The organism is Microbacterium phycohabitans (assembly GCF_032464935.1).
GTDB classification, from domain to species: domain Bacteria; phylum Actinomycetota; class Actinomycetes; order Actinomycetales; family Microbacteriaceae; genus Microbacterium; species Microbacterium phycohabitans.
On the sequence record NZ_JAWDIT010000002.1, the window covers coordinates 1 to 22,516 of the forward strand.

Annotated in this window: 19 protein-coding genes and 1 rRNA gene; 7 read left to right on the forward strand and 13 right to left on the reverse strand. The window is 71.4% G+C overall.

Translation table 11 applies throughout. The features are described from left to right. The 4 genes from RWH44_RS04515 to RWH44_RS04530 all read right to left on the reverse strand — a co-directional run. Positions 1-116, reverse strand: a 16S ribosomal RNA gene (locus tag RWH44_RS04515); the annotation flags it as partial. 543 nt (positions 117-659) lie between these two features. After that, a complete protein-coding gene (locus RWH44_RS04520) occupies positions 660-2,003 on the reverse strand; it encodes a glycosyltransferase (RefSeq protein ID WP_316003632.1) in 1,344 nt (447 codons plus the stop codon). Beyond that, entirely contained in the window at positions 2,000-2,992 is a 993-nt protein-coding gene (locus tag RWH44_RS04525; protein WP_316003633.1) for a glycosyltransferase family protein, read from the reverse strand. The genes RWH44_RS04520 and RWH44_RS04525 overlap by 4 nt, the downstream gene beginning before the upstream one ends. Continuing rightward, a complete protein-coding gene (locus RWH44_RS04530; RefSeq protein ID WP_316003634.1) occupies positions 2,989-3,930 on the reverse strand; it encodes a WcbI family polysaccharide biosynthesis putative acetyltransferase in 942 nt (313 codons plus the stop codon). The genes RWH44_RS04525 and RWH44_RS04530 overlap by 4 nt, the downstream gene beginning before the upstream one ends. A 67-nt stretch (positions 3,931-3,997) precedes the next feature. On the opposite strand from RWH44_RS04530, the gene RWH44_RS04535 reads away from it, so the two are divergent. The 4 genes from RWH44_RS04535 to RWH44_RS04550 are packed head-to-tail and all read left to right on the forward strand — an operon-like array spanning position 3,998 to position 8,089. Continuing rightward, positions 3,998-5,137 carry a glycosyltransferase gene (locus RWH44_RS04535; protein WP_316003635.1) on the forward strand — a complete coding sequence of 380 codons (1,140 nt, stop codon included), beginning with the start codon at positions 3,998-4,000 and terminating at the stop codon, positions 5,135-5,137. Then, on the forward strand, positions 5,137-6,270 hold the full coding sequence (locus tag RWH44_RS04540) for a glycosyltransferase (protein ID WP_298877085.1): 1,134 nt from the start codon (positions 5,137-5,139) through the stop codon (positions 6,268-6,270). The genes RWH44_RS04535 and RWH44_RS04540 overlap by 1 nt, the downstream gene beginning before the upstream one ends. Further along, positions 6,264-7,271: a hypothetical protein gene (locus tag RWH44_RS04545; protein WP_316003636.1), complete on the forward strand. Its 1,008-nt coding sequence runs from the start codon at positions 6,264-6,266 to the stop codon at positions 7,269-7,271. The genes RWH44_RS04540 and RWH44_RS04545 overlap by 7 nt, the downstream gene beginning before the upstream one ends. 8 nt (positions 7,272-7,279) lie before the next feature. Continuing rightward, positions 7,280-8,089 (forward strand): glycosyltransferase family 2 protein, encoded by an 810-nt coding sequence (locus RWH44_RS04550; protein ID WP_316003637.1) that lies wholly within the window; start codon positions 7,280-7,282, stop codon positions 8,087-8,089. 10 nt (positions 8,090-8,099) lie between these two features. On the opposite strand, the gene RWH44_RS04555 is transcribed toward RWH44_RS04550, so the two are convergent. The 5 genes from RWH44_RS04555 to RWH44_RS04575 are packed head-to-tail and all read right to left on the reverse strand — an operon-like array spanning position 8,100 to position 13,391. After that, positions 8,100-9,257, reverse strand: a complete 1,158-nt coding sequence (locus RWH44_RS04555; protein ID WP_316003638.1) for a serine hydrolase domain-containing protein — start codon at positions 9,255-9,257, stop codon at positions 8,100-8,102. Next, positions 9,254-10,213 (reverse strand): glycoside hydrolase family 68 protein, encoded by a 960-nt coding sequence (locus RWH44_RS04560; protein ID WP_316003639.1) that lies wholly within the window; start codon positions 10,211-10,213, stop codon positions 9,254-9,256. The genes RWH44_RS04555 and RWH44_RS04560 overlap by 4 nt, the downstream gene beginning before the upstream one ends. Before the next feature lie 33 nt (positions 10,214-10,246). Then, on the reverse strand, positions 10,247-11,071 hold the full coding sequence (locus tag RWH44_RS04565) for a carbohydrate ABC transporter permease (RefSeq protein WP_298875823.1): 825 nt from the start codon (positions 11,069-11,071) through the stop codon (positions 10,247-10,249). Next, positions 11,068-12,039, reverse strand: coding sequence for a carbohydrate ABC transporter permease (locus RWH44_RS04570; RefSeq protein WP_316003640.1), 972 nt, complete (start codon positions 12,037-12,039; stop codon positions 11,068-11,070). Before RWH44_RS04570 ends, RWH44_RS04565 begins: the two co-directional genes overlap by 4 nt. After that, on the reverse strand, positions 12,039-13,391 hold the full coding sequence (locus RWH44_RS04575; RefSeq protein ID WP_316003641.1) for an ABC transporter substrate-binding protein: 1,353 nt from the start codon (positions 13,389-13,391) through the stop codon (positions 12,039-12,041). Before RWH44_RS04575 ends, RWH44_RS04570 begins: the two co-directional genes overlap by 1 nt. Positions 13,392-13,569: 178 nt before the next feature. On the opposite strand from RWH44_RS04575, the gene RWH44_RS04580 reads away from it, so the two are divergent. Continuing rightward, a complete protein-coding gene (locus RWH44_RS04580; protein ID WP_316003642.1) occupies positions 13,570-14,592 on the forward strand; it encodes a LacI family DNA-binding transcriptional regulator in 1,023 nt (340 codons plus the stop codon). Between the two features lie 183 nt (positions 14,593-14,775). On the opposite strand, the gene RWH44_RS04585 is transcribed toward RWH44_RS04580, so the two are convergent. The 4 genes from RWH44_RS04585 to RWH44_RS04600 are packed head-to-tail and all read right to left on the reverse strand — an operon-like array spanning position 14,776 to position 19,644. Further along, positions 14,776-16,539 carry a glycoside hydrolase family 13 protein gene (locus tag RWH44_RS04585; RefSeq protein WP_437127267.1) on the reverse strand — a complete coding sequence of 588 codons (1,764 nt, stop codon included), beginning with the start codon at positions 16,537-16,539 and terminating at the stop codon, positions 14,776-14,778. Continuing rightward, complete coding sequence (locus RWH44_RS04590) at positions 16,497-17,423, reverse strand: carbohydrate ABC transporter permease (protein WP_316003643.1); 927 nt, start codon at positions 17,421-17,423, stop codon at positions 16,497-16,499. The genes RWH44_RS04585 and RWH44_RS04590 overlap by 43 nt, the downstream gene beginning before the upstream one ends. Next, the gene (locus tag RWH44_RS04595) at positions 17,420-18,334 is read right to left on the reverse strand and encodes a carbohydrate ABC transporter permease (protein ID WP_316003644.1); all 915 of its coding nucleotides are present in this window, start codon (positions 18,332-18,334) and stop codon (positions 17,420-17,422) included. Before RWH44_RS04595 ends, RWH44_RS04590 begins: the two co-directional genes overlap by 4 nt. Then, a complete protein-coding gene (locus RWH44_RS04600) occupies positions 18,331-19,644 on the reverse strand; it encodes an ABC transporter substrate-binding protein (protein WP_316003645.1) in 1,314 nt (437 codons plus the stop codon). Before RWH44_RS04600 ends, RWH44_RS04595 begins: the two co-directional genes overlap by 4 nt. A 111-nt stretch (positions 19,645-19,755) precedes the next feature. Between RWH44_RS04600 and RWH44_RS04605 the strand changes: the two genes are divergently transcribed. Continuing rightward, positions 19,756-20,985 (forward strand): ROK family protein, encoded by a 1,230-nt coding sequence (locus RWH44_RS04605; RefSeq protein ID WP_316003646.1) that lies wholly within the window; start codon positions 19,756-19,758, stop codon positions 20,983-20,985. 84 nt (positions 20,986-21,069) lie between these two features. Further along, a complete protein-coding gene (locus RWH44_RS04610; protein ID WP_316003647.1) occupies positions 21,070-22,353 on the forward strand; it encodes an alpha-amylase family glycosyl hydrolase in 1,284 nt (427 codons plus the stop codon). Positions 22,354-22,516 lie beyond the last annotated feature (163 nt).

Consider the following 22,516-nt stretch of genomic DNA (forward strand, 5'->3'; position numbering starts at 1 on the left):
TGTTACTCACCCGTTCGCCACTGATCCACCAAGCAAGCTTGGCTTCACCGTTCGACTTGCATGTGTTAAGCACGCCGCCAGCGTTCATCCTGAGCCAGGATCAAACTCTCCGTAAAAAAGAAATGCACACAACACCGGGAAAACGATGCTGCAGCGAGTTTGAAACTGACCAAAGAGAAACATCATTACTGACGTATCCATATGCCAACCCCCAAAAGGGCTGGTCTTTGATCCAAAGGAATTTCTCGCAATCCAACAAAAGTCAGACCGACGAGGAATAAATTGGCATTTGACAAGTGCACGCTGTTGAGTTCTCAAGGAACGGACGCACCCACAGAAACAGTCATCTCGACCTACCCGTGAGGCAGTTCACTACCTTCACGCCTTCCAGACACGACGAAACAGCTTCGAGAAACTGGTTTCAGGATGTGTGCCGAACGGCAGAACCCCAACTGTAGACCAGAGAATCGAAACTCTCAAGACCAGGTGTTGGGGGTGGTTCGCTACATGAGGGGCTGCGGGGCCTTTCGGCCGCTCCGCTCTCCCCTGTGGGGCGAACAAGTAATAAGTTACGCCCGAACCGCACCCCCGTCGAATCGAGACGACAGCCCGGGCGTGTCGCGCCGTCCGCAGTCGGCATGGGCATGCGCCGGTCGCGGTCAGACGAAGCGTGCGGGGCTCCCCCAGCCTCCGACCCAGGCCTCCACGTGCGGCTGCTGCCGGAGGACGTGCACGCCGGCCACGGAAACGGTTCGTCGGGCGAGTCCGAGGTCGTTCCCCCATCGTGCGGAGCGCCGACGCGCGCGTCTGCTGCGCGCCCGTCCCACGGTCACGCCCTCCGTCGTCGTCAGCACGACGGTGCCCACCTCGCCTTCACTCAGCACCGCCAACGCCGTGTCGAGATCCGCCCGGTCCACGACGACGAGCGGGACATCGAGCTCCAGAGTGACGCGCGCGTCGAGCGGGGTCCGATCCTCCCGAACGCGCGGGTCGTGCGCGAGCGCACTGCCGGCCGGGATGGCATCCATCGTCACCGTCGCCCGGGGGAAGGCCGCGAGGAACGAGTCGACGCAGACGAAAGCGGCCGGCGCGGTCAGGCCGCCGGGAACGCGCACCTCGAGGTCGGGCGTGCGCGGGAGCAGACCGCGGCCGGCGGATCCGTCGACGGGGATCAGGTGCGCGAGCTGGAGGCTCTGGCGATTACCCTCCGCCGCACGATCGCGGTCGTCGCGACCGGCCCAGTCGGGTCCGTCGTGCCAGGCCACGGCATCCGGGACGTGGGCGAATACCGCGCCGGCCTGCCAGGCGCGGTGCGCCCATTCCCAGTCCTCCCCCCCGTAAGCGGAGAACGCCTCGTCGAAACCGCCGACCTCGTCGAAGAACGCGCGGGAGCAGGCGAGGACCGCGCTGATGACGTAGCGGTAGGAACGGTCGTCGGCGCGGAGGAGGTCGCCGCTGTCGGCGTAGGCCTCTCGCAACCAGGCGGGCTCGGTCACCTCCACCGTCGGTGCCGCCTGGGCGATCGGCGCATCGACCGGCACGTCGGCGAGATCGGCGTGGCGGCGGCGCCCGACCGTGACCGCCTCGGGCAGCAGTGCCGGCAGACGGGTGAGCGTGCGCACGTACTCGGGCTCAGGCGTCGTGTCGGCGTCGAGGAAGCAGAGCACGTCGCCGGTGGCGACCGACGCCCCCAGGTTGCGCGCCGCCGCCGCGCGGAAGCCGCGGTCGTCCTGACGGACGAGACGGACGCCGTCGGGAACCACGGGCGGCTCGGGAGAACCGTCGTCGGCGACGACGATCTCGAGACGGTCCGCCGGGTGGTCCTGACGCGCGAGGGCGGCGAGCGTACGCGCCAGCTCCCGGGGCTGCGCATAGTGAGTGACGATCACGGTGACCCGCGGCGGCTCCGGCTCGCGGTGCGACACCAGGTCCCACCGGTTTCCCGGCACCCAGGGCATCCGGTCGTTCCAGTCCTCCGGGACCTCCGGGATGTCGGCGGTCATGACGCGCGCCCTCCCCACCACCGCAGGTAGGCACGTGCGGCGTCGGCGCGGCCGAACGGCAAGGGGGCGACACCGTGCCACGTCGACGACGCGTCCGCGCGGGCGTGCGCGATGGCCCCGGCGAGCGCCTCGGGCTCGACGACGGTGAGGGTGCCGGGGCGCAGGCTCGCCATCTCGTCGACGTAACGGTTGCGCACGGCCACCGGGCGGCGGCCCCATCCGATCCACGAGGTCAGCGAACCCGACGCCGACACGTGGCGGTGCGCGATCACGGGCACCGCGACGCGGGACACGCGCGCGGCCATGTCGGCGCCGTCGAGCCAGCCGGTGACCTCGACGGCGACGCCGGCGGCATCCGCTCGGCGGACGAAGGACTCGAGGTCGGCGGCATGGCCCTCCGAGGCACGGCCGAGCACCGCGAGTCGCGGAATCCCCGCGGCGACAGCGGCGGCGAGCGCTTCGTCGTGCCCCTTGCCGGGGTAGAAGTAGCCGAGCACGCCGATGGCGCCGTCGGAAGAGGCGGGGGCGGGGGCGGGCTCCTCGTCGACCGGGAGCGGCACGACGGCGACGGCCCCATCCCAGACGTCTTCCTCGCGGAGCAGCTCGCGTTCGTGCGCGCTGTTGACCGCGACGGCGCGTGCCGCCTCGGTGACCGCGCGGTAGAAGGCACGACGACGCGGTCGGTTGCGTTCGCCGTCGGACACCTGGGGCACGTCGTGCAGAGTGACGGTGAGCGGATGCCGGGAGGCCAGAGCCGCGACGGTGCGCGTCGCCTCCTCGGGAGAGGCGCCCCACAGGCGGTCGGTCACGTGGGCGTGCACCGGTGTTCCCGCGGCCAGCGCGGCGAGTGCGTCGGGGGTGACGATGCGGGTCCCGGGGTGCAGACGGACCACCTCGGCGGCGATGTCGCGGGCGTACACCGCGACCCCGTGCGGTCCGGGGTGCACGAGGAGCACCGGGGGTGCGGCATCCGCGTTCGGGAGACTCATGCGGCGGCCGCCCAGGTGGCGAGCAGCGGCGCCATGCGGTCGACGACCGCGGCCAGGAGCGCGGGACGCTCGCGGTAATAGGCGAGGTGGGCTTCGCGCACGGTCTCGGCCGGGAGGATCTCTCCGGCGACGATCCAGTCGGGGCGGGGCGCGGCATCCAGGTTCCAGGCATCGACCACCCACTCCTCGAGCGGCGCCCGCACCGACGCGAGGATCGGACGCCCCGGATCGACGGCACCGCCCGGTACGCCGAGGGCGGCGACGATCCGCTCGCCGAGCGGAAGGAACAGCGCGTTGCCGGGGTGGTTGACCGTGCGCGCGAGGTCTTCCACGACGGGATCGAACAGATCGGATGCCGTGACGTCGAGCCCGCGCGCCTCGCGGCGACGCAGTTCGGCGCGCGAGCCGTCCGCGATCTCGTGCACCGCGGCCGGACCGAGGGCGGCGGGGACGTCGAGGCGCGCCGCCTCGGCGACCGTCCGGACGTCGTGGTACGCCACCAGCGGCGGATCTTCGGGGAATTCGGGTAGGCGCAGCACCGCCTGGAACGGGTGCAGGCCCGCGAAGCGCACCGCCGGAACCGTGACGACGCGGGCGGACGGCGGCAGCGACGCCCGGAGCTGCGCGGTGCCGAGGGGAAGGCCCCGGTAGTCGTCGCGGACCGGCTGGCTGACCAGGAAAGACGCGCCCCGCAGCAGCTCGTGCACCCTCACGGCATCGTCGGCCGACAGCTCGTGCACCGCCGGCATCCGCACCGCAGGGAGGACGTCGGAGGAGACGACCAGGCGAAGCGACTCGGCCTGGCAGTTGCCGACGATCAGGCCGTAACCGGCGGGCAGCGGAGCGTCTCCGTAGAAGGCGGCGTAGTGGGCGCGGCGCGCTATCACCGCTTCGCCGTGGTCCGCAAGGCTCTGCACCCGCGTCGTCTCGCCGCCCATGATGTGAACGTATCCGTCGGTGTCATCGTCGTCCCAACCGCCCCGTTGCATTGCGATGTGCCTGGCGATGCGGTACACGCACCGTCACGCACGCCTGCACGAGGAGGAAGAGAAGATCGTCACCAGCACCGTCCCCCCGGTTAGAGTCGCCGCCGTCCCCTCGGGACATCCGTACGTCACCGCCGTCGCGGATCCCACGCACGTCACCCTGCTCGCCGATCCGCCTCCGCCGGGAGCCCCCGCCGGTCGCTGGTGGCCGCCGCAGATCCTCCTTCCGGAGTGGCTGCGTGACAACGCCGCGGATTTCGACCTGGTCCACGTGCATTTCGGCATCGAGTCGTATACGCCCGAGGAGCTCTCCGAGACCGTCGCCGCGCTGCGCGCGCTGAACCGCCCCCTCGTCTACACGGTGCATGACCTCGAGAACCCGCAGCTGCTGTCGCAGGAGGCGCACCGCGCCTCGCTCACGGTTCTGGCGGAAGCGGCCGACGAACTCATCACCCTCACCGGCACGGCCGCCGACGAGGTCTTCGCGTTCGCCCGGCGCCATCCCACCGTGATCGCCCACCCGACGCTGCTCGGCGATGCGGAGCGCCCCTCCGGCGTGGCCCACGATGCGACCCGCATCGGCGTGCACCTGCGCGATCTGCGCCCCAACATCGACGGGGTGGGCACGACGGCGACGCTCGTTCGCGCCGTGGCCGATCTGCGGGCCCAGGGGGCGCGTGTCGAGGCCGTGGTGCGGATGAACGAGAACGTCCGCGACGCGGAGGCTGCGGCATCCATCGATCTGCTCGCCCGCGACGCCGAGGGCGTCACCGTCGAGCGCGGGGAGCGCCTCGACGACGACGCTCTGGCCCGGTGGCTCGCCGACCTCGACGCGTGCCTGCTGCCCTACCGGCACGGCACCCAGTCGGGATGGGCGGAGCTCTGCTACGACCTCGCCGTACCGGTGATCGGCACGCGCGTGGGGCACATCGCCGCCCAGCACCCGGGCGACTTCCACAGCTTCGACGTCGGCGAACCCGTGTCGCTCGCCCGGGCGATCGTGGATGCCACGGACGCGGCGTGGTCGACCCCCGGATCGCCACGGCGGACGGCTGAAGTCGAACGCCGTCTCTCCGACCGCCTCGCCGAACGGGATGCCGTGTGCGCCGCGCATCTCGCGCTCTACCGACGCGCGACGGCGACGGAGGAGGCGGCGTGATGCGGACCGGGACGACCCTGCGGGTGCTGGTGGTGGCCCCCTCGCGCTACGCCCTGCGCCAGCCGCACGCCGGCGGCCTGGAGGCCTGCGTCTGGGATCGCGTGCGGTGGCTGCGGGAGCGTGGTCACGAGGTGACGCTGTGCGCCGCGGACGGTTCGGACTTCCTCGGCGACGTGCCCGAGTTCCGGCTGCCGACCCCGGAGTGGACGCGCCCCGAGGAGTCGTCCGACACCGAGTACCCCGCGGGGTACGCCGCTGCCGTCGACGCCGCGTACGACGCGGCCCTCGAGCGCTTGATCGCGGACCGCCACCTGTACGACGTGGTCGACAACCACAGCCTGCATCCGGCGCCCATCCGGTGGAGCCGGGAGGCCGGCATCCCGGTCGTGACGACGCTGCACACCCCTCCCCTGGAGCCGATGCTCGAGGCGGCCGCGGACGTGCGCGACAGCCCGCACCGCTTCGTCGCGGTGAGTCAGGCCACGGCGCGCGCGTGGTCGATCGAGGGCGTGGACGCGTTCGTCTTCCCCAACGGCATCGACACCGACCAGTGGACGCGCGGGTCGGGCGGCACGTCGTGGGTGTGGTCGGGGCGCGTCGTGCCCGAGAAGGCCCCGCATCTCGCGATCGAAGCGGCGCGCGAGGCGGGGGCGCACATCGTGCTGGCCGGCCGGATCGGCGACGTGGACTACTTCGAGCAGGAGATCGTGCCGCGCCTCGGCGTCCACGCCCGCTACGTCGGCCCGCTGCGCCAGCCCGATCTGTGCCGGCTCGTGGGGTCGTCGGCCGTCGCGCTGGTGACGCCGATGTGGGAGGAGCCGTTCGGGCTCGTCATCGCCGAGGCGCTGGCCACGGGCACTCCCGTCGCCGCGTTCGACATCGGCGGTGTCTCGGAGGTGCTCAACGGGATGCCGGGATCGGCGACCGTCGTACCGGGCGATATCGTCGCCCTCGCGAAAGCCGCCGCGGAGCTGGCCGCGCACGGAGCGCGCGAGCCGCTGACCCGTGTCTGGACCCGCCGCGCGGCCGTGCGGCAGCACTCGCTGGCCCAGCGCTACCGCGAGGTGGAGCGCGTCCTCGCCCACACCGCCCAACCGGTCTCGGTGCGGCGCGCACCGGCGGTGGCGTGGTGATCGGCTGGTACGTCCACCACCACGGCTACGGCCACGTCGCTCGCTTCCTGGCGGTGCAGCCTCACGTGCGAGTGCCCGTCGTGGCGTTCTCGTCGATGCCGCGCCCCTCGACGCTGCCCGCCGCGGTGGAGTGGATCGAGCTGCCTCCGGACGCGGATGAGTTCGAGAGCGCCGACGGCTCCCGGCGCGACCCGCGCGACGCCGACCCGACCGTGCGCGGTCACCTGCACTGGGCTCCGCACGGACACCCCGGTCACCGGTCCCGGCTGGCGGCGATCGCCACGGCATCCGTCGACCGGAACCTCGATGCCTTCGTCGTCGACGTGAGCGCCGAGGTGGTCGCGTTCGCGCGCCTGCTGGGGCTGCGCACCATCGCGGTGACCCAACCCGGCGCGCGCACCGATGCCCCGCACGCTCTCGCCTACGGGCTCGCCGACCGCATCGTCGCGCCCTGGGCGCACGGGGCCGTGCCCACCGCGGGTCTGACGGCGCACGCCGACCGGGTGATGTGGACGGGCGGCATCTCGCGCTACGACGGACGCGCCCCGGACGGCCCGCGCGAGGAGAGGTCTGTGCTCGTGCTCGGTCGCGTGCTCGAGGACGCGGTGCGGGAGGAGGCGACCGCACGCCTGCGCGAGCGCGGGTGGGACGTCACGGCCATCGGTCACGACGCCGCCTCGCGCGTGGACGACCCGTGGCCGCTGCTCTCGCGCAGCACGGTGGTGGTCAGCGCCGCCGGACAGAACAGCGTCGCCGACCTCGCGAGCGCCCGGGCGCGCGCGGTGGTCGTCGCGCAGGAGCGCCCGTTCGACGAGCAGGCCCACACCGCCGAGGCCCTCGAGCGCTGGGGCCTGGCACGACGGGCCGATACGACGGTTTCGGCCGACGCCCTCACGGCCCTCGTCGAAGCCGCCGCCGACGACGAACCGGACTGGTCGCGCTGGCAGGTGGCCGGAGGCGCCGAGCGCATGGCGGCCGCCGTCGAGGCGGTGCTGTCGTGAAGACAGCGGTGATCACGGTCGCATCGCGGGCGCGCGCGGAGCACCTCGCGCGCCAGCGTCGCGTGCTCGCGGAGGTCGCATCCGACCTCGTGCGCGTGGAGGCGTGGCTCGACGCGACGCCGCCCGACGGCATCCCGGATGCCGGCACCCTCACGTTGCACGTTCCGCCGGGGCCCCACGGCATGCGCGTGGGCGAGGGACGCAATCGCGCCGCCGCCGCGGCCATCGCCGCCGGCGCGGACCTGCTGGTGTTCCTCGACGTCGACTGCCTACCGGGGGCCGGGTTGCTGGAGTCCTATCGCGCCGCGGCCCTCGCTCACCCCGCCGCGATCCTGTGCGGAGCGGTCACGTACCTCTCGAGCGTGCAACGCCCCGAAACGGCCGCGGACCTGCCCTTCCTCGTGCGCCCGCATCGCGCCCGGCCCGCTCTCGCCCCGGGCGTGACACGGGCGGCCACCAACGCGGAGTACGACCTGTTCTGGTCGCTGTCGTTCGCCGTGACCCCCGCGACGTGGAGCACGCTCGGCGGCTTCCATGCGGGCTACGAGGGCTACGGCGCGGAGGACACCGATCTCGCGTGGACGGCGCGCGCCGCCGGCGTCGAGATGCGCTGGGTCGGCGGGGCGGATGCCTTCCACCAGTGGCATCCGGTGTCCTCTCCCCCGTGGCAGCACCTCGACGACATCCTGCGCAACGGCGCCACCTTTCACGAGCGGTGGGGATCGTGGCCGATGGGCGGGTGGCTGGAGGCCTTCGCCGCGGCCGGCGCGATCGAGCAGCGCGACGGCGTGTGGGAACGGGTCGCCACGCCCGCGTGAGGGCGGGGGGTCAGACCAGGGAGCGGAGGGCGTCGACGATGCGGGTGGCGCGGGGGTCGTCGGCCTCCATCCAGTTCGTCACGAACGCGAAGCCCACCCGGGCCGCGCGATCGGCGAAGGCGACCTGACCGCCCGCGCCGTCGTGGCCGAAGCTCGTGGGACCGAGGTACCGGCGTGCCTCCGAGTCGAGCTGGAACCCCGCCGCCCAGCGCGGCCAGGGGGCCGGGGCGGCGAAGACCGGGGCGCCCGCCGTCCGCTCGCGCGTGACGAGGTCGAGGGTGTCGTCGTCGAGCAGACGGATGCCGTCGGTCTCGGCGACCGTGGCCGACCACATCGCCGCGACCGCCCGTGCGGTGGCGACGGCTCCGGCGCCGGGGATGACCGCCGCGCGCACGTCGTCGGCGTTGAAGCCGTCGTCGTCGGTGACCAGCGTGGCCGGCAGCACCCCGCCGAGGGTCATCGCCCGGTCCAGCCAGTCGACGACCCCGGGAGCACGCTCCGCGGCCTGGCGCGCGACGAGGGCGGCGAGCGTCGGCCCCACCCGCAGGTGAGCCGCGGATGCCGCGACCTCGGTCGGCATCCCGAGCCAGGCTCCACCGCCCACGGCCTCGGCCATCGCCGCGAACGCGTCACCCGGTGCGACGCCGCCGGCCCGGCGCACGATCTCGCCCGACAGCCATCCGTGCGTGAGAGCGTGGTACGCCCACCCGGCGCCGGGCCCCCACAGCGGTTCCTGCTCGGCGCAGATGCGTGTCATGACCTCGAAATCGAGGAGCTGCTCGCGCGTGACGTCGACCCTCGGCGCCGAGACGCCCGCCCGGTGGGCGAGGGCGTCTCCGACGCTCACCCGGTCCTTGCCGTGCACCCCGAACTCGGGCCAGAGCTCGGCGAGAGGTCGATCCAGGTCGAGCAGTCCGTCTTCGACGAGGCGCGCCGCGAGGATCGACATGAGCCCCTTCGTGCACGAGAAGACCACCGAGGGGGTGTCCCTCTCCCAGGGCCGGCCGTCGCGGCTGTCGGCGGTGCCGCCCCAGACGTCAACGACGGAGCGGCCGTCGACGCGGACGGCGAGGGCGCCGCCCATCTCGGGCAGCCCCTCGAACGCGGCGGCGAAGGCGTCGCCCACCGCCTCGAACCCCGGGGCGACGAGGCCGTGCACCGCGGTCATCGAACGACCTCCGCGACGACGAGGCGGTCGCCGTCCCAGCGCAACGGGAGCGGGTCGGACAGGGTGCCGACGAAAGCTCCGTCGGTCGTGACGTTCTCGAAGGCCAGCATCACGGCCCGCCCGTCGGCGTCGTCGGCGACGACGCGGCCGCTATACAGGCGCTCGTCGGCGACCAGCGTCGCCCGCTCCACGGGGTACTGGCCCCGCGGGTCGTCGAGGGCGACGGCCCAGATCCCTCCGCCCCGACCCGCGCGCTCACCCGCGAGATGCGTGGCATCGCACGAGAAGACCAGGGCCCACCGACCCTCGATCTGCACCACCTGCGGAACCTCGAGGTGCGCGAACCCGGCGCCCGGCGTGCTGCGCGGCGGGCGGACCTCCCAGTGGTGCAGGTCGCGGGACCACGCGTGACCGATGACCCCGCGGTCGCGCTCGCGACCGTCCCGCGCGCGGGCCGTGACGAGCATGTGCCACCCGTCGCCGTCGGGATCGGCGAAGACCCACGGATCGCGCCACGCCTCCTCGTGCCAGGTGCCCGCGTCGAGCGTCTCGTACCAGCGCGCATCGGCCGCCACGACGACGTCGGGATCCTTCGTCCAGGTCGCGAGGTCGGTCGAGGTCGCGGCCAGCACCGTCTCGACGTTCGTGATCTCGCCGTCGCGCAGGAACCGCGATCCGGTGTAGAACATGCGCCAATCGGCATCCGCCCCGACGATGCTGCCGGTCCAGGTGGCCGTGGCATCCGGAGCGTCGCCGCCCGAGGGCTCCAGCACGGTGCCGTGCACGGTCCACGAGCGCAGATCGTCGCTCGTGGCGTAGCCCACGCTCGCGTTGCGGTGACGCAGGTCGGGGTCGCCCAGGCTCGTCGGCGCCTGGAGGAACATCATGTGGTGGGTGTCGCCGTCGCGGGCGAGCCAGAAATCCCAGACCCAGTGGTCGGGCAGCGTGAACGTCATGAGATCCGTTTCGAAGGTGGCGAGAGGGCGCGGTCAGCCCTTGACGGCGCCCTGCACGAGGGCGCGGATGAACTGCCGCTGGAACACGAGGAACAGCAGCACCGCGGGCGTGATGATGATGAGCGCCCCCGCGTTCAGCAGCGGGATGCTGAGCGAGTACTGCCCCTGGAAGAAGGTCAGCGCGCCCGCGACAGTGCGCTGGAGCGGGTCGGCGATGAGCACCACCGGGAGAAGGAACTGGTTCCACGTCCAGATGAACAGCAGGATCGCCAGGGCCGACAGCGCAGGGGCGGCCAGCGGCAGCTGGATGCTGCGGAACTCGCGCCACAGCGACGCCCCGTCGACCCGCGCGGCCTCGGACAGCTCGCGGGGGACGTTGATGAAGTGCGCGCGCATCCAGAAGACGCCGAAGGGCATGTAGAGGCCGATGAGGGGGAAGATCACGGCCCACGGGGTGTTCACGGTGCCCATCGACTGCGCCTGGTAGTACAGCGGGATGATGAGGGCCTCGAAGGGGATCGTGAGCCCCAGCACGAAGAACACCAGGATGCCGCGGCCGAAGCGCACCTGCAGGGAGCCCAGCGCGAAGCCCGCGAGGGTGGCGGCGACCAGGCTCAGGGGCACGACGCCCAGCACGATCACGAGGCTCGAGCCCATGAGCTGCCACACGTGACCGGTCTCGAAGGCGGTGGCGAAGTTGCCCCACTGGGGATCGGTCGGCCAGGTGAGGCCGGTGGGGTTGCGGTCGGCGGGCTGCAGCGCCGCCGAGAACATGCTGATCAGGGGCAGGAGCGTCACGATCGCGGCGACGCTGAGCAGGATGATGCCGAGCAGGCGCTCGGTACGGCTGGCGATCACGAGTCGCTCGCTCTCGAGAGGCGTTGGATGGGGAGCACCACGACCAGCACCAGCACCATGAGCACGATGCCGAAGGCGGAGGCCAGGCCCACGTCGCTCTGGGTGAAGCCGATGCGGAAGATCGACAGGCCCGGCACGAGGGTCGCGCGGCCGGGGCCGCCCTGGGTCGAGGTGTAGATGATGTCGAAGCTCGACAGCGCGGCGATGACCGTGACGGTGACGAGCACCGCGATCTCCTGCCGCAGGCCGGGCAGCGTGATGGTGAAGAACTCGCGCCACCACCCGGCGCCGTCGAGGCGGATCGCCTCGTAGAGCGACACGTCGATCTTGCCGAGGCCGGTGAGCAGCAGCACGGTGCACAGGCCCGTGAGCACCCACGACCCGATCAGGCCGACGGCCGGCAGAGCCGTGCCGTAGTCGGCGAGCCACGGGCGGGTGATCCAGCCGAGGCCGACCCAGCCGAGGATCTGGTTGACCGCGCCGGTCTGCGCGTACATCCACGACCACGCGATGCCCGCGGCGGCGAGGGGGATGATCTGCGGCAGGAACAGCACCGTCTGGGCCGCCGCCGCGAACGCCTTGAAGCGGATGCCGCGGATCAGGGTCGACAGCACGAGGCCGAGGCCGACGGGGATGAACGTGAAGAAGGCGATGAGGACGAAGGCGTTGCGGATCGCCCCGAGCAGGTCGGGGTCGGTGAACACCGTGAGGTAGTTCTCGACGCCCACCCAGCGGGCCACGCCGATGCCGTTCCAGTCGTAGAACGAGTACTGCACGCCCTGGATCAGGGGCCAGATCACGAACCCGATGTAGAAGCCGAGGGCGGGGACGAGCAGCAGCCATCCGGCGAGGGTCGCCCGCCGGGCCACTGCGCGTGCAGCGGCCCGGCGAACGGGTGCGGTCGCCGTCGCCGGGTCGGCGGCGTCTGGTCGAGGGGCCGCCGCGACGGCGACCGCACGGTCGGTCATTACTCCCCGACCTCGCTCTCGTAGAACTTCTGCACGCGGTCGACGAACTCCTGGCCGGTGATCTGACTGGTCACCAGCAGCTGCGACTCGGGGATGATCGAGCCCGCGTAGATGCCGGCGGTGGTGTTGGCCATGAAGTCGACCTGGCCGTTCTCGGCGCCGATCTGCGCCGACATCTTCAGCGCGTTCTCGATGAGCGAGCCGGCCTCGACCGTGGGCAGCTCCTGCGCCGGGTCGCCGCCGGGAGATGCGCCCGTGACGTCGACGATGATCTGACGAGCGGTCGGGTCGGTGTGCACCCAGTTCAGGAAGTACGCGACCTCGTTGATGTGCGGCGACTTGGCCGCGACCGAGAACGAGTTCGCCGCGCCCATGGCCACGTGATCGGCCCCGGCCTCGGCCGGCGGGACGAGGAAGAACTCGACGTTCGAACCGAGCGCCTTCTGGTAGTTCGCGGCCTCCCAGTTGCCGTTGAAGGTGAACAGGCCCTCGCCCGCCGAGAAGCGGCTGGTGAAGGTGAAGTAGTCGATCGCGTTGATGTCGGACGGGAAGTACCCGGCATCCGCCCATGTGCGCACGAGCTCGGCACCCTGCACGTTTCCGGACTCGTCGTAGCGCGCACCCGGCTCGTTGAACATCCATGACAGGAACTGGTCCTTGTCGACGTACTGGTTCATCGCGGCCTGGACCACGAAGTTGACCACGCCGTCCTTGTCGCCGGCCATGATCGGCAGGATGCCGGCGGCCTTGGCCTTCGCCATGTCTTCCTCGAGCTCGGCGAGCGTCTGCGGCGGGGCGTCGATGCCCAGCTGGTCGGCGAGCGTGGTGTTCATGTAGATGCCGGTGATGCTGTAGCCCAGGCCCAGCTGGTACAGCGAGCCGGACCCGCGGACGCCCTCGTCGTTCATGCGCAGCGGGGCGAGCTGCGAGGCGGGCCAGGCGTCCCACCCGTAGGCGTCGAAGTACGGATCGAGGTTGGCCACGAGACCGTCGCGCACGGTGTCGCCGAGGGTGGGGAGGCGGATGAGGTCGGGCGGGGTGGAGCTGGCGAGCAGCTTGGGGGCGTTCGCGGTGAGGTTCTGGAACGTGTCGCGGTTGATCGTGAAGGTGACGTTCGGGTGCTGCTTGGTGAACTCCTCGGTCAGCTTGTCGGTGACCGGGAAGCCCGTCTCGTCGGCGATGGTGAGCTCGACGGGGTCGCTCGTGAGCTCGGTGCTCACCTCGACGTCGTTCTGCGCGGTCGGTGCCGCGCTGCCGGGCGCGCACCCGGTGAGGGCAGCGCCGGCGAGGCCGGCGATGGCGAGCAGGGCGAGGGATGCCCCTCGACGCCGGCGCGGGATGCGGGTGTTCATGTCGACTCCTTCGTCTGTGCTGCGTGCCGGCGCTCGGGCTGTGCCGGCGGCGGACTGCTGGTGCGCTAACCTGTGCTGAAAGGATTTAGCACGATCATTCACGCAGACGCGCGGAGCGCTGTCAAGATCACTGCGAAGATCGTGACCGCGGCGCCGATGCCGCAGAACGGGAGCACCGATGGGCAAGAGGGTCACACTGGCCGACGTCGCCCGGCGAGCGGGCCTGTCGCCCGCGGCGGCCTCCATGATCTTGAACGGGCGCCCCGACACCCGCCTCTCGCAGGACGCGCACGAGCGGGTCCACGCCGCCGCCGCCGAGCTCGGCTATCGCCCCAACATGTCGGCCCGGGCGCTGCGCACCGACACCTCGCACACCGTCGGTTTCGTGTCGGACCTCGTCGCCACCACCCGCTTCGCGAGCGGCCTCATCAAGGGCGCGCTCGGCGCGGCGGAGGCCGCCGGCCAGGTCGTGCTGGTGGCCGAAACCGGGGGCGAGCCCGAGCGCGAGGCCGAGGCGGTCTCGGCCCTGCTCGACCGGCAGGTCGACGGCATCATCTTCGCCTCGATGCGCGCGCGCGAGACCTTCGTCCCGCGCCTGCCCACGGGGCTGCGCACCGTCATGCTCAACGCCACGAACGAGCTGCACCGCTGCAGCGTGCTGCCCGACGAGGAGACGGGAGGGCGACGCGCGATCGAGCTGCTCCTGGCGGCGGGGATCCGCGACGGCATCCTGCTCCTCGGATACGACGCGGATGCCGAGCGCGATCTGTTCCGCTCGGCTACGGTGGCGGCGCGCGTGCGCGGGATCTCCGCGGCGATGGCCGATGCGGGCGCGGCCTTCCTGCACGAGGAGTCGATCTGGCTGTGGGAGCCCGCGCCCGGCTACGAGTTCACGGCGCGCCTGCTCGCTGGGGGAATGCGCCCGCGGGCCATCGTGTGCCTCAACGACCGGCTGGCGTTCGGCGCCCTCCAGGCGCTGGGGGATGCCGGCCTGCGCGTACCCGAGGACGTCTCGCTGGTGTCATTCGACAACGACGAGCTCGCCGCGTACCTGCGTCCGGGCCTGACGACGATCGGCCTCCCGCACGAGGACATGGGTCGCCGCGCCGTCGAACTCCTGCTCGCCCCGGGCGGCCCGCCCGAGGGGCAGCACCTCGTCGAGATGCCGGTGGTGATCCGCGACTCGATCCGTCGCCCCTGAGTCGCGCCCGGCACACGCGGCCGCCAGGCGGCGTCGAGTGTCCAGAACACCCGGGGCCGTTCGGAATCCGTCCGGGTGTTCCGGACGGTCGGCGAGTGCGGCGAGCGGATGCCGTGTGCCGGGGCGTCCACGACGGATGTGCGGAAGCCCCGGCACCCGAGGGCGCCGGGGCTTCCGCGCGAGTCAGGCGCGTCGCATCCAGACCGTCGTCTCACCCGGCAGCGTGCCCCCCTCGACTGGGAGGCTCGAGACCACGACCTCGCCCGCGGGAAGCGGGGCGGGCTCGGTGCCGAAGTTCGTGACGACGGTCCACCCGTTGGGGCGCTCGAACGCCACGACGTCGTCGCCGGGGGTGTCGACCCAGGAGAGCTGCTCGTCGGTCTGCAGCTCGTGGCGAAGCGCCAGGGCGCGACGGTACAGCGACAGGGTCGAGGCGGGGTCCCCGTCCTGCACATCGACGGCAGAGGCACCGAACCACTCCGGCTGCGGCAGATGCGCTCCGCCCTCGCCGAACCCGAACGCCGCGCCCGACGCCGTCCACGGCAGCGGCACCCGGCATCCGTCGCGTCCGAGATCGACACCGGGGCTGCGGAAGAACGTGGGGTCCTGCCGCCGGTCGTCGGGGATGTCGGCGACCTCGTGCAGGCCCAGCTCCTCGCCCTGGTACAGGTACGCCGATCCCGGCAGCCCGAGCACGAACAGCGCCGCCGCACGCGCGCGACGCTCGCCGCGCTCGGCGTCGAGGGCCGGCGTGCGACCGCCGGAGAGCAGCCATTCGTTGCCGTGCTTGAGCGTCGGGCGGCCGTCGGCATCGCGCTCGGCGTCGGGCAGGCCGTAGCGCGTGGCGTGGCGCACGACGTCGTGGTTCGACAGCACCCACGTCGTCGACGAGCCCGACCGCGCGGCCAGGGAGAGGTTGTCGGCGACGATGCGGCGGAACTGTCCCGCGTCGAAGTCGGCCTCGAGAAGGTCGAAGTTGAACGACTGACCGAGGCTCTCGGCGCTCGCGTACAGCGGCACGCGCGAGGGGTGCACCCAGGCTTCGGCCACCGCGGTGCGAGGCGGGTCGTACGAGTTGAACACCGCGCGCCACTCGGCGTAGACCTCGTGCACGTCGTCGCGGTCGAGCAGCGGGTGGGTGCCGTCGATCGGCATCGCCTCGAGCTCCGCCCGCGAGGGAAGGGGCTCGCTGAGGTCCTTGGTCAGCATGTGCGCGACGTCGATGCGGAACCCGTCGACGCCGCGGTCGCTCCAGAAGCGCAGGGTCTTCACGAAGTCGGCGCGCACCTCGGGGTTCGCCCAGTTCAAATCGGGCTGCGAGACGTCGAAGTTGTGGAAGTACCACTGGCCGTCGTCGACGCGCTCCCACGCGGATCCGCCGAACACCGACTCCCAGTCCGTCGGCGGCTCCGCACCGTCGGGCCCGGTCCCCTCGCGGAAGATGTAGCGGTCACGCGCGGCGGAGCCGCGGCCGGCGGCGAGCGCCTCCTGGAACCAGGCGTGGTCGTTCGAGGTGTGGTTCGGCACGATGTCCACCACCACCCGGATGCCGTGGGCGTGCAGCTGCGCGATGAGCTCGTCCATGTCGGCCAGAGTCCCCAGCCGCGGGTCGACGTCGCGGTAGTCGGCGACGTCATAGCCTCCGTCGGCGAGGGCCGAGGGGTAGAAGGGACTGAGCCAGACGGCATCCACCCCCAATTCCGCCAGGTACGGAACGCGCGAGGTGATACCGGGGATGTCGCCCAGTCCGTCGCCGTCGGTGTCGGCGAAGCTGCGCGGATAGACCTGGTACACCACGGCCTGGCGCCACCAGTCGGGGGCGTCGGAGAGCTCGCGGGTGCGCGCTGCGGGGGCGGCGGTGGGTGCGGCGGTGGTCACGGTGTTCCTTTCGAGGGGATGGTCGGTCAGCCCTTGACGGCGCCCTGCGTGACGCCCGCCATGACCCATCGCTGGGTGAAGAGGTAGGCGACGATCGCGGGGGCCATGGCCATGAGGTACGAGGCGAAGGCGACGTTGTAGTTGTTGCTGAACTGCGTCTGGAAGAGGTTCTGGCGCACCGGGAGGGTCTGAAGCGCCGGATCGCTGATGATGAGCGAGGGCATCATGAAGTCGTTCCACGCGTAGAGGAACGCGAAGATGCCGACGGTGGCGCTCATCGGGGCGAGCAGCGGGAAGATCAGCCGCCAGAACGTCTGCCACGTGGTCGCACCGTCGATGCGCGCGCTCTCTTCCAGCTCGAGCGGGATCGAGCGCAGGAACGCGGTGAACAGCAGCACGCTGAAGCTCAGCTGGAACATCGTGGCGAGGATGATCACGCCCACGGGGTTGTCGAGCCCGACCCGGCCGGTGAGCTGGATCTGCGGCAGCGCCACGACGGGGAACGGGATGAACATCGCCGCGAGCAGGTAGAAGAACGAGTAGCGGAACAGCTTGCGGTCCCAGTTGCGGGCGATCGCGTACGAGGCGAAGGCGGCGAGGATGATCGTGGCCACGACCGTGCCCGCGGTCACCAGCAGCGAGATCGCGAGCCCCACCGGGAACTTCGTCAGCGTCCACGCCTGGACGAACCCGTCGAAGCTGATCGGCGACGGAAACGAGAAAGCGTTGCCGTCGACGACCTGCGTGCCGCTCTTCAGCGCCATCGAGACCGTGACGTACAGCGGCAGCAGGACGGTCAGGGCGCAGAGGATCAGGATGGTCGTCGTCGACCAGTTGACGCGCTCCGCGCCGACGCGGCGGAAATGACGACGCGGGGGCTCGGCGCCCTGGCGCTCGGGGACGGTGAGCTCGGCCTGCTCGAAGGCGAGGGCGGGCTGGTTGAGGGCGGTCATGACAGGGTGTTCCTTCCCCGGGTCAGCGAGAGCTGCAGGAGCGAGATGACGACGGCGACGACGAAGAAGAGCGCGGCGTTGGCCATCTGGTATGCGTAGTCGCCGCCGTTGAAGCCGAGGATGATCGACATCGCGACGCTGCGGGTCGCGGTGCCGGGCCCTCCCCCGGTCAGACCGACGATGATGTCGTAGGCGTTCAAGAAGCCCTTGAAGCCCAGGATGACGTTGATGACGACGTATCCGGCCACGAGCGGCAGCGTGATGCGCAGCAGCTGCTGGGTCTTGCTCGCCCCGTCGAGACCGGCGGCCTCGTACACGTCGCCCGGGACCGCGAGCAGTCCCGCGATGTAGATCAGCAGAGTGCCCGGGATCGCCTGCCACGCGGTGACGATGACGATCGCGACCCACGCGAGATCGGGGTTGGCGAGCAGGCTCGTCTCCAGCCACGGGATGCCGAGCGAGGCCCCGGCCTGCGGGACGGAGTTGCTGAACAGGAAGTTGAAGACGTAGGCGATGATGATGCCCGAGATCACCATCGGGATGACGAAGACCGTGCGCAGCGCCTTCTTGAAGCGGATCTGCGCGGTGAGCCCGACCGCCAGCAGGAACGCGGCGATGTTCACGACGATGACCGTCGCCACCGAGAACCCGAAGGTGAACAAGTAGGCCTGCAGGATCGCCGGGTCGCTGAAGATCGCGATGTAGTTCGTCAGCCCGGTGAAATTCCACTCCCCCAGACCGATCGAGTCGGTGAAGCTGAAGAAGATGCCGATGAGACCCGGGACCGTGATCGCGAGCGTGAACAGCGCGAGGGTCGGCAGCAGGAAGAGGTAGTAGATGGGCTCGACGCGGCGCGTGCTGCGACGAGCGGTCGCCTTGCCCCCCGTGACGATCGTCGTGGTGGTGGTCATCGCGCGGCCTCCTCGCCAGCGGCATCGTTCGTCGAGGCCGGGGGCTGGCGGAACGCCAAGCGCGCCCAGTCCTCGTCCATGGTGCGCAGGGTGGCCTCGGGCGAGGCGCCGAAGATCATCGCCTGGGCGTAGTTGAAGGTGGGGATGGTCTTGGGCACGAGCACCGAGGCGCCCTGGTAGATGCGCCCCTCGTCGTAGTACGGGATCATCCCGGCCACCCGCGGGTCGCTGGGCGACGGCGCGTCCTTCGTGGGCGCGAAGCCGAGCTGCGACTCGTTGTACGCCTCGATGATCTCGGGCTGATACAGGTACTCGAGGAAGTCGCGCGCGGCATCCTGGTGGCGGGAGGCCTCGGGGATGATCGCGGCGAGGTCCATGTTGACCCGCACCTTGAGGTCGTCGGGATCGTCGGTCATCGGCAGCGGGAAGGTGCCGACGGGCAGATCGGGCGACGTCTTCGCGATCTCGCCGAGCGCCCACGGACCCTGCAGGTACATCGCGGCCTCGCCCTGGGCGAACGCGAGGTTGCCGTCACCGTAGGCGCGGCTCTCGGCATCCGCGTTGGTGTAGTCCTGCGCGAGCTGGAGCATGCGGTCCATCGGCTCGGTGAAGTCTTTCGCGAACGACACCGACGAGTCGGCCCCGACCTCATCGCCCTCGGCGGCGAGGCCGTCGAAGAAGTCGATCACGTCGAGCGAGCCGCCGACCGAGTAGTCGTACCACCCCTGGGCGACGGTCCAGTCGTCTTTGAACGTGCCGTAGAACGGGGTGATGCCGTTCTGCTTGAGCGTGTCGGACACCTGCAGCAGCTCGTCCCACGTGGTGGGGACCGAGAGCCCCAGTTCGTCGAAGATCTGCGTGTTGTAGATGACGGATGCCGCCATCACCGAGTACGGAAGGGCACTGGTGCGCCCCTCGCACGAGCCGTACTGGTCCATGAGCGGCTGGAGGTCTTCGCGCACGCTCGCGGCGGCGGCGGTGCCGCTGAGATCACTGAGCGCGCAGCGCTGCACGAACCGGGCGACCTCGTAGTTGTAGTTGGCGAGCATGATGTCGGGCGGGTTGCCGCGGACGAAGCTCGCCGAGACGACGTCGACGCCGGAGCTGTCCATCTCCACGCGCACCTTGTCCTGCGAGGCGTTGTACTGCGCGACGACGTCGTTCATGAACGACAGCGCCTCGCGCTTGCTGAAGGTGAAGCGGATGGTCTCGCGCCCGTCGGCGGAGCATCCGGCGAGCAGACCCGCGCCCAGCACCCCCACCGCGGTCACGGCGAGCCATCGCCGCCCCGCTCTCGTCTTCGTCGACACCTGCGTCCTCCTCGCTGCACTGCGAATTTGTTGTGTCGCCGAGTAAATTTACTCGCCAAATCAACTTCGTGAGGGCAGTATTGCATCGGAGGCGAGAGGGGTCAAGACCGAATGACGGATGCCATCCCGGCGGCGGCCACGTTGCGCCGACGCAGCCTCGAGGGCGTCCTCGCCCATGCCTGGGACGCGGACGCGTTCACCGCGAGCGACGTGATGGGAGCCGTGGGCCTCACACGATCCACGACCATCGACGTGCTCGACGAACTCGTCGCGCGCGGACTCCTCGCCGAGATGCCGAACGCCCGCAGCGTCGGCGAGTACTCGAAGGGGCGCCCCGCGCGCCGTTTCGCGTTCCGCCCCGATGCGGCGGTGGTGGTCGGCGTCGACGCCGGCCGTGGGCACGTCACCGCCACCGTCGCCGATCTGCGCGGACACACGCTCTCGACCTCACGTCTCGCGGTCGACCCCGAGCGCGACTCCCCGGACCGGCGTCGACGTGCCGCCGAGGCGACGGTCGACGCCACTCTCACGCGCGCGCACCGCGATCGGTCCGACATCGCCGCGCTCTGCGTGGGCGTCCCCGCGCCGGTCGATCGGTCGGGCCGTTCCCCCCTCCACCACGACCGGTTCTGGGAGCGCATGAACCCGGGCTTCGTCGACACGTTCGCGGACTGGGCGCCGGTGGTGCGCGTCGAGAACGACGCGTCTCTCGCGGCCGTCGCCGAGCGGGCGCGCGGCGCCGCTGTCGGCGTCGACGACTTCATCGCCCTGCTCGCCGGCGAGAGGTTCGGAGCGGGGATCTGGGTCGACGGCCGGCTGCTGCGCGGGGCCCACGGCGGCGCCGGCGAGACCGTCGCCTTCGATCGGGTCACGGGTGTCGGCGGCGCCGAAGGCCTGGCTCCGCGATGCGTCGACGCGGCCCGCGCCGCCATCGCCTCCGGACGACTCCCGCCCGGATCGGCTCTCGCGAGCACCGACCCCGCGGCGCTCGACGCCAAGACCGTCCTCGACCTGGCCCGAGCGGGCGACGCCGGGGCGCTCGCGATCGCGCAGGAGGTGGGCGGCGCCCTCTCCATCGTCGCCGCGACCCTGGGCAGCCTGTTCGACGTGCGGAGGGTCGTCGTCTCGGGCGCGATCGCCGCGGGTGCCGAACCGATCATCGCGGCGGCCCGAGCCGCACTCCCCCGCGCTCTGGATCTGCCGGCGCCCGAGATCGTGGCATCCCCCCTCGGGGCCGACATCGTCTCGATCGGCGCGGTCGCCGCGGCCGTCGACGCGGCGCGGTCGCACGCGCTCGACCTGCTCGCCTTCGCCCCGACCGACGCCCGCGCGCGCGCCTGAACGCTCCCGTCCGCGGGCGCCCGGCCCGACGGCCGCGCCGCAACCCCGTCCCGCGATCCGCGAGACCTCGATAGCGTCGGGAACATGCCCGATTGGCCCGAACACGTCCTGTGGTGGCACCTCTACCCGCTGGGGTTCGTCGGTGCGCCGATCCGCGACGGCGTCGACCCGGATGCCGAGCCCGAGCACCGTCTGGACCGTCTCGAACCGTGGCTCGACCACGTCATCGAGCTCGGGCTGAACGGGCTGCTCCTCGGACCGGTCTTCGCGGCCGAGACGCACGGATACGACACCGTCGACCACTTCCGCATCGACCCCCGGCTCGGGGATGACGCCGATTTCGACCGTCTCGTCGCCGCGGCGCGGGAGCGCGGCATCCGGATCCTGCTCGACGGCGTCTTCAACCATGTGGGGCGCGGGCACCCGGCCTTCCGCGATCAGAGGGAGGACGGGCCGCAGCTCTTCCGCGGTCGGTGGATCGACGGCCGTTTCGAGGCGGACGTGTTCGAGGGGCATGACGCACTCGTCGCCCTCGACCACTCCTCGCCCGCCGTGGCCGACCTCGTCGTCGAGATCATGTGCCACTGGCTCGAACGGGGCGTGGACGGATGGCGATTGGATGCCGCGTACGCCGTTCCGCCGACCTTCTGGGCCGAGGTGCTGCCGCGGGTGCGGGAGCGCTTCCCCGGGGCGTGGTTCCTCGGCGAGGTCATCCACGGAGAGGCGGCACAGATCGTGCAGGAGTCGAGCATGGACTCCCTGACGCAGTACGAGCTGTGGCAGGGCATCTGGCACGGCATCGCCGACGGCAATCTGTTCGAGCTCGGCCACGCCATCGAGCGGCACGACGAGCTGCTGCGGGTGTTCGTCCCCCAGACCTTCGTGGGCAACCACGACGTCACGCGCATCGCCTCGGCGGTGGGGGTCGACCTCGTGCCGCACGCGCTCGCGGTGCTGTTCACCGTCGCCGGGACGCCGTCCGTCTACGCGGGCGACGAGTTCGGGTGGACCGCGGTGAAGGAGGAGCGCCTCGGCGGCGACGACGCCGTGCGACCGGAGTTCCCCGCGTCACCCGCCGACGCCGAGGGCGACGCGCGCATCTTCGAGGCGCACCGGGCGCTGATCGCCCTGCGGCGCCGCAAGCCGTGGCTGTGGCGTGCGCACACCGACGTGGTCGAGCTCGCCAACACGGCGATCGTGCTGCGGACGGCGACCGCTGACGACGCGGTTGTGGTGGCGCTGAACATCGGCGACGAGCCGGTGACGCTTCCGGCCGCCGACGCCCGCGCGGTCGTCACCGGCGACGGGACGCTCGCCGACGGCCGGGTCGAGCTGGGCCCGCGGGGGTGGGCGGTGCTGGAGGCCTGAGCCCGTCGGACTCTCGCGACGCCCGGCGCCCCCAGGTCCCTGAGCCCGTCGAGGGGACCGGAACCCCCGCGACGCCCGGCGGCTTCGACAGGCTCAGCCCCCTCCCCTCCGCCTGACCTCTCCCCCGCACCCAGGTCCCTGAGCCCGTCGAAGGGACCGGAAC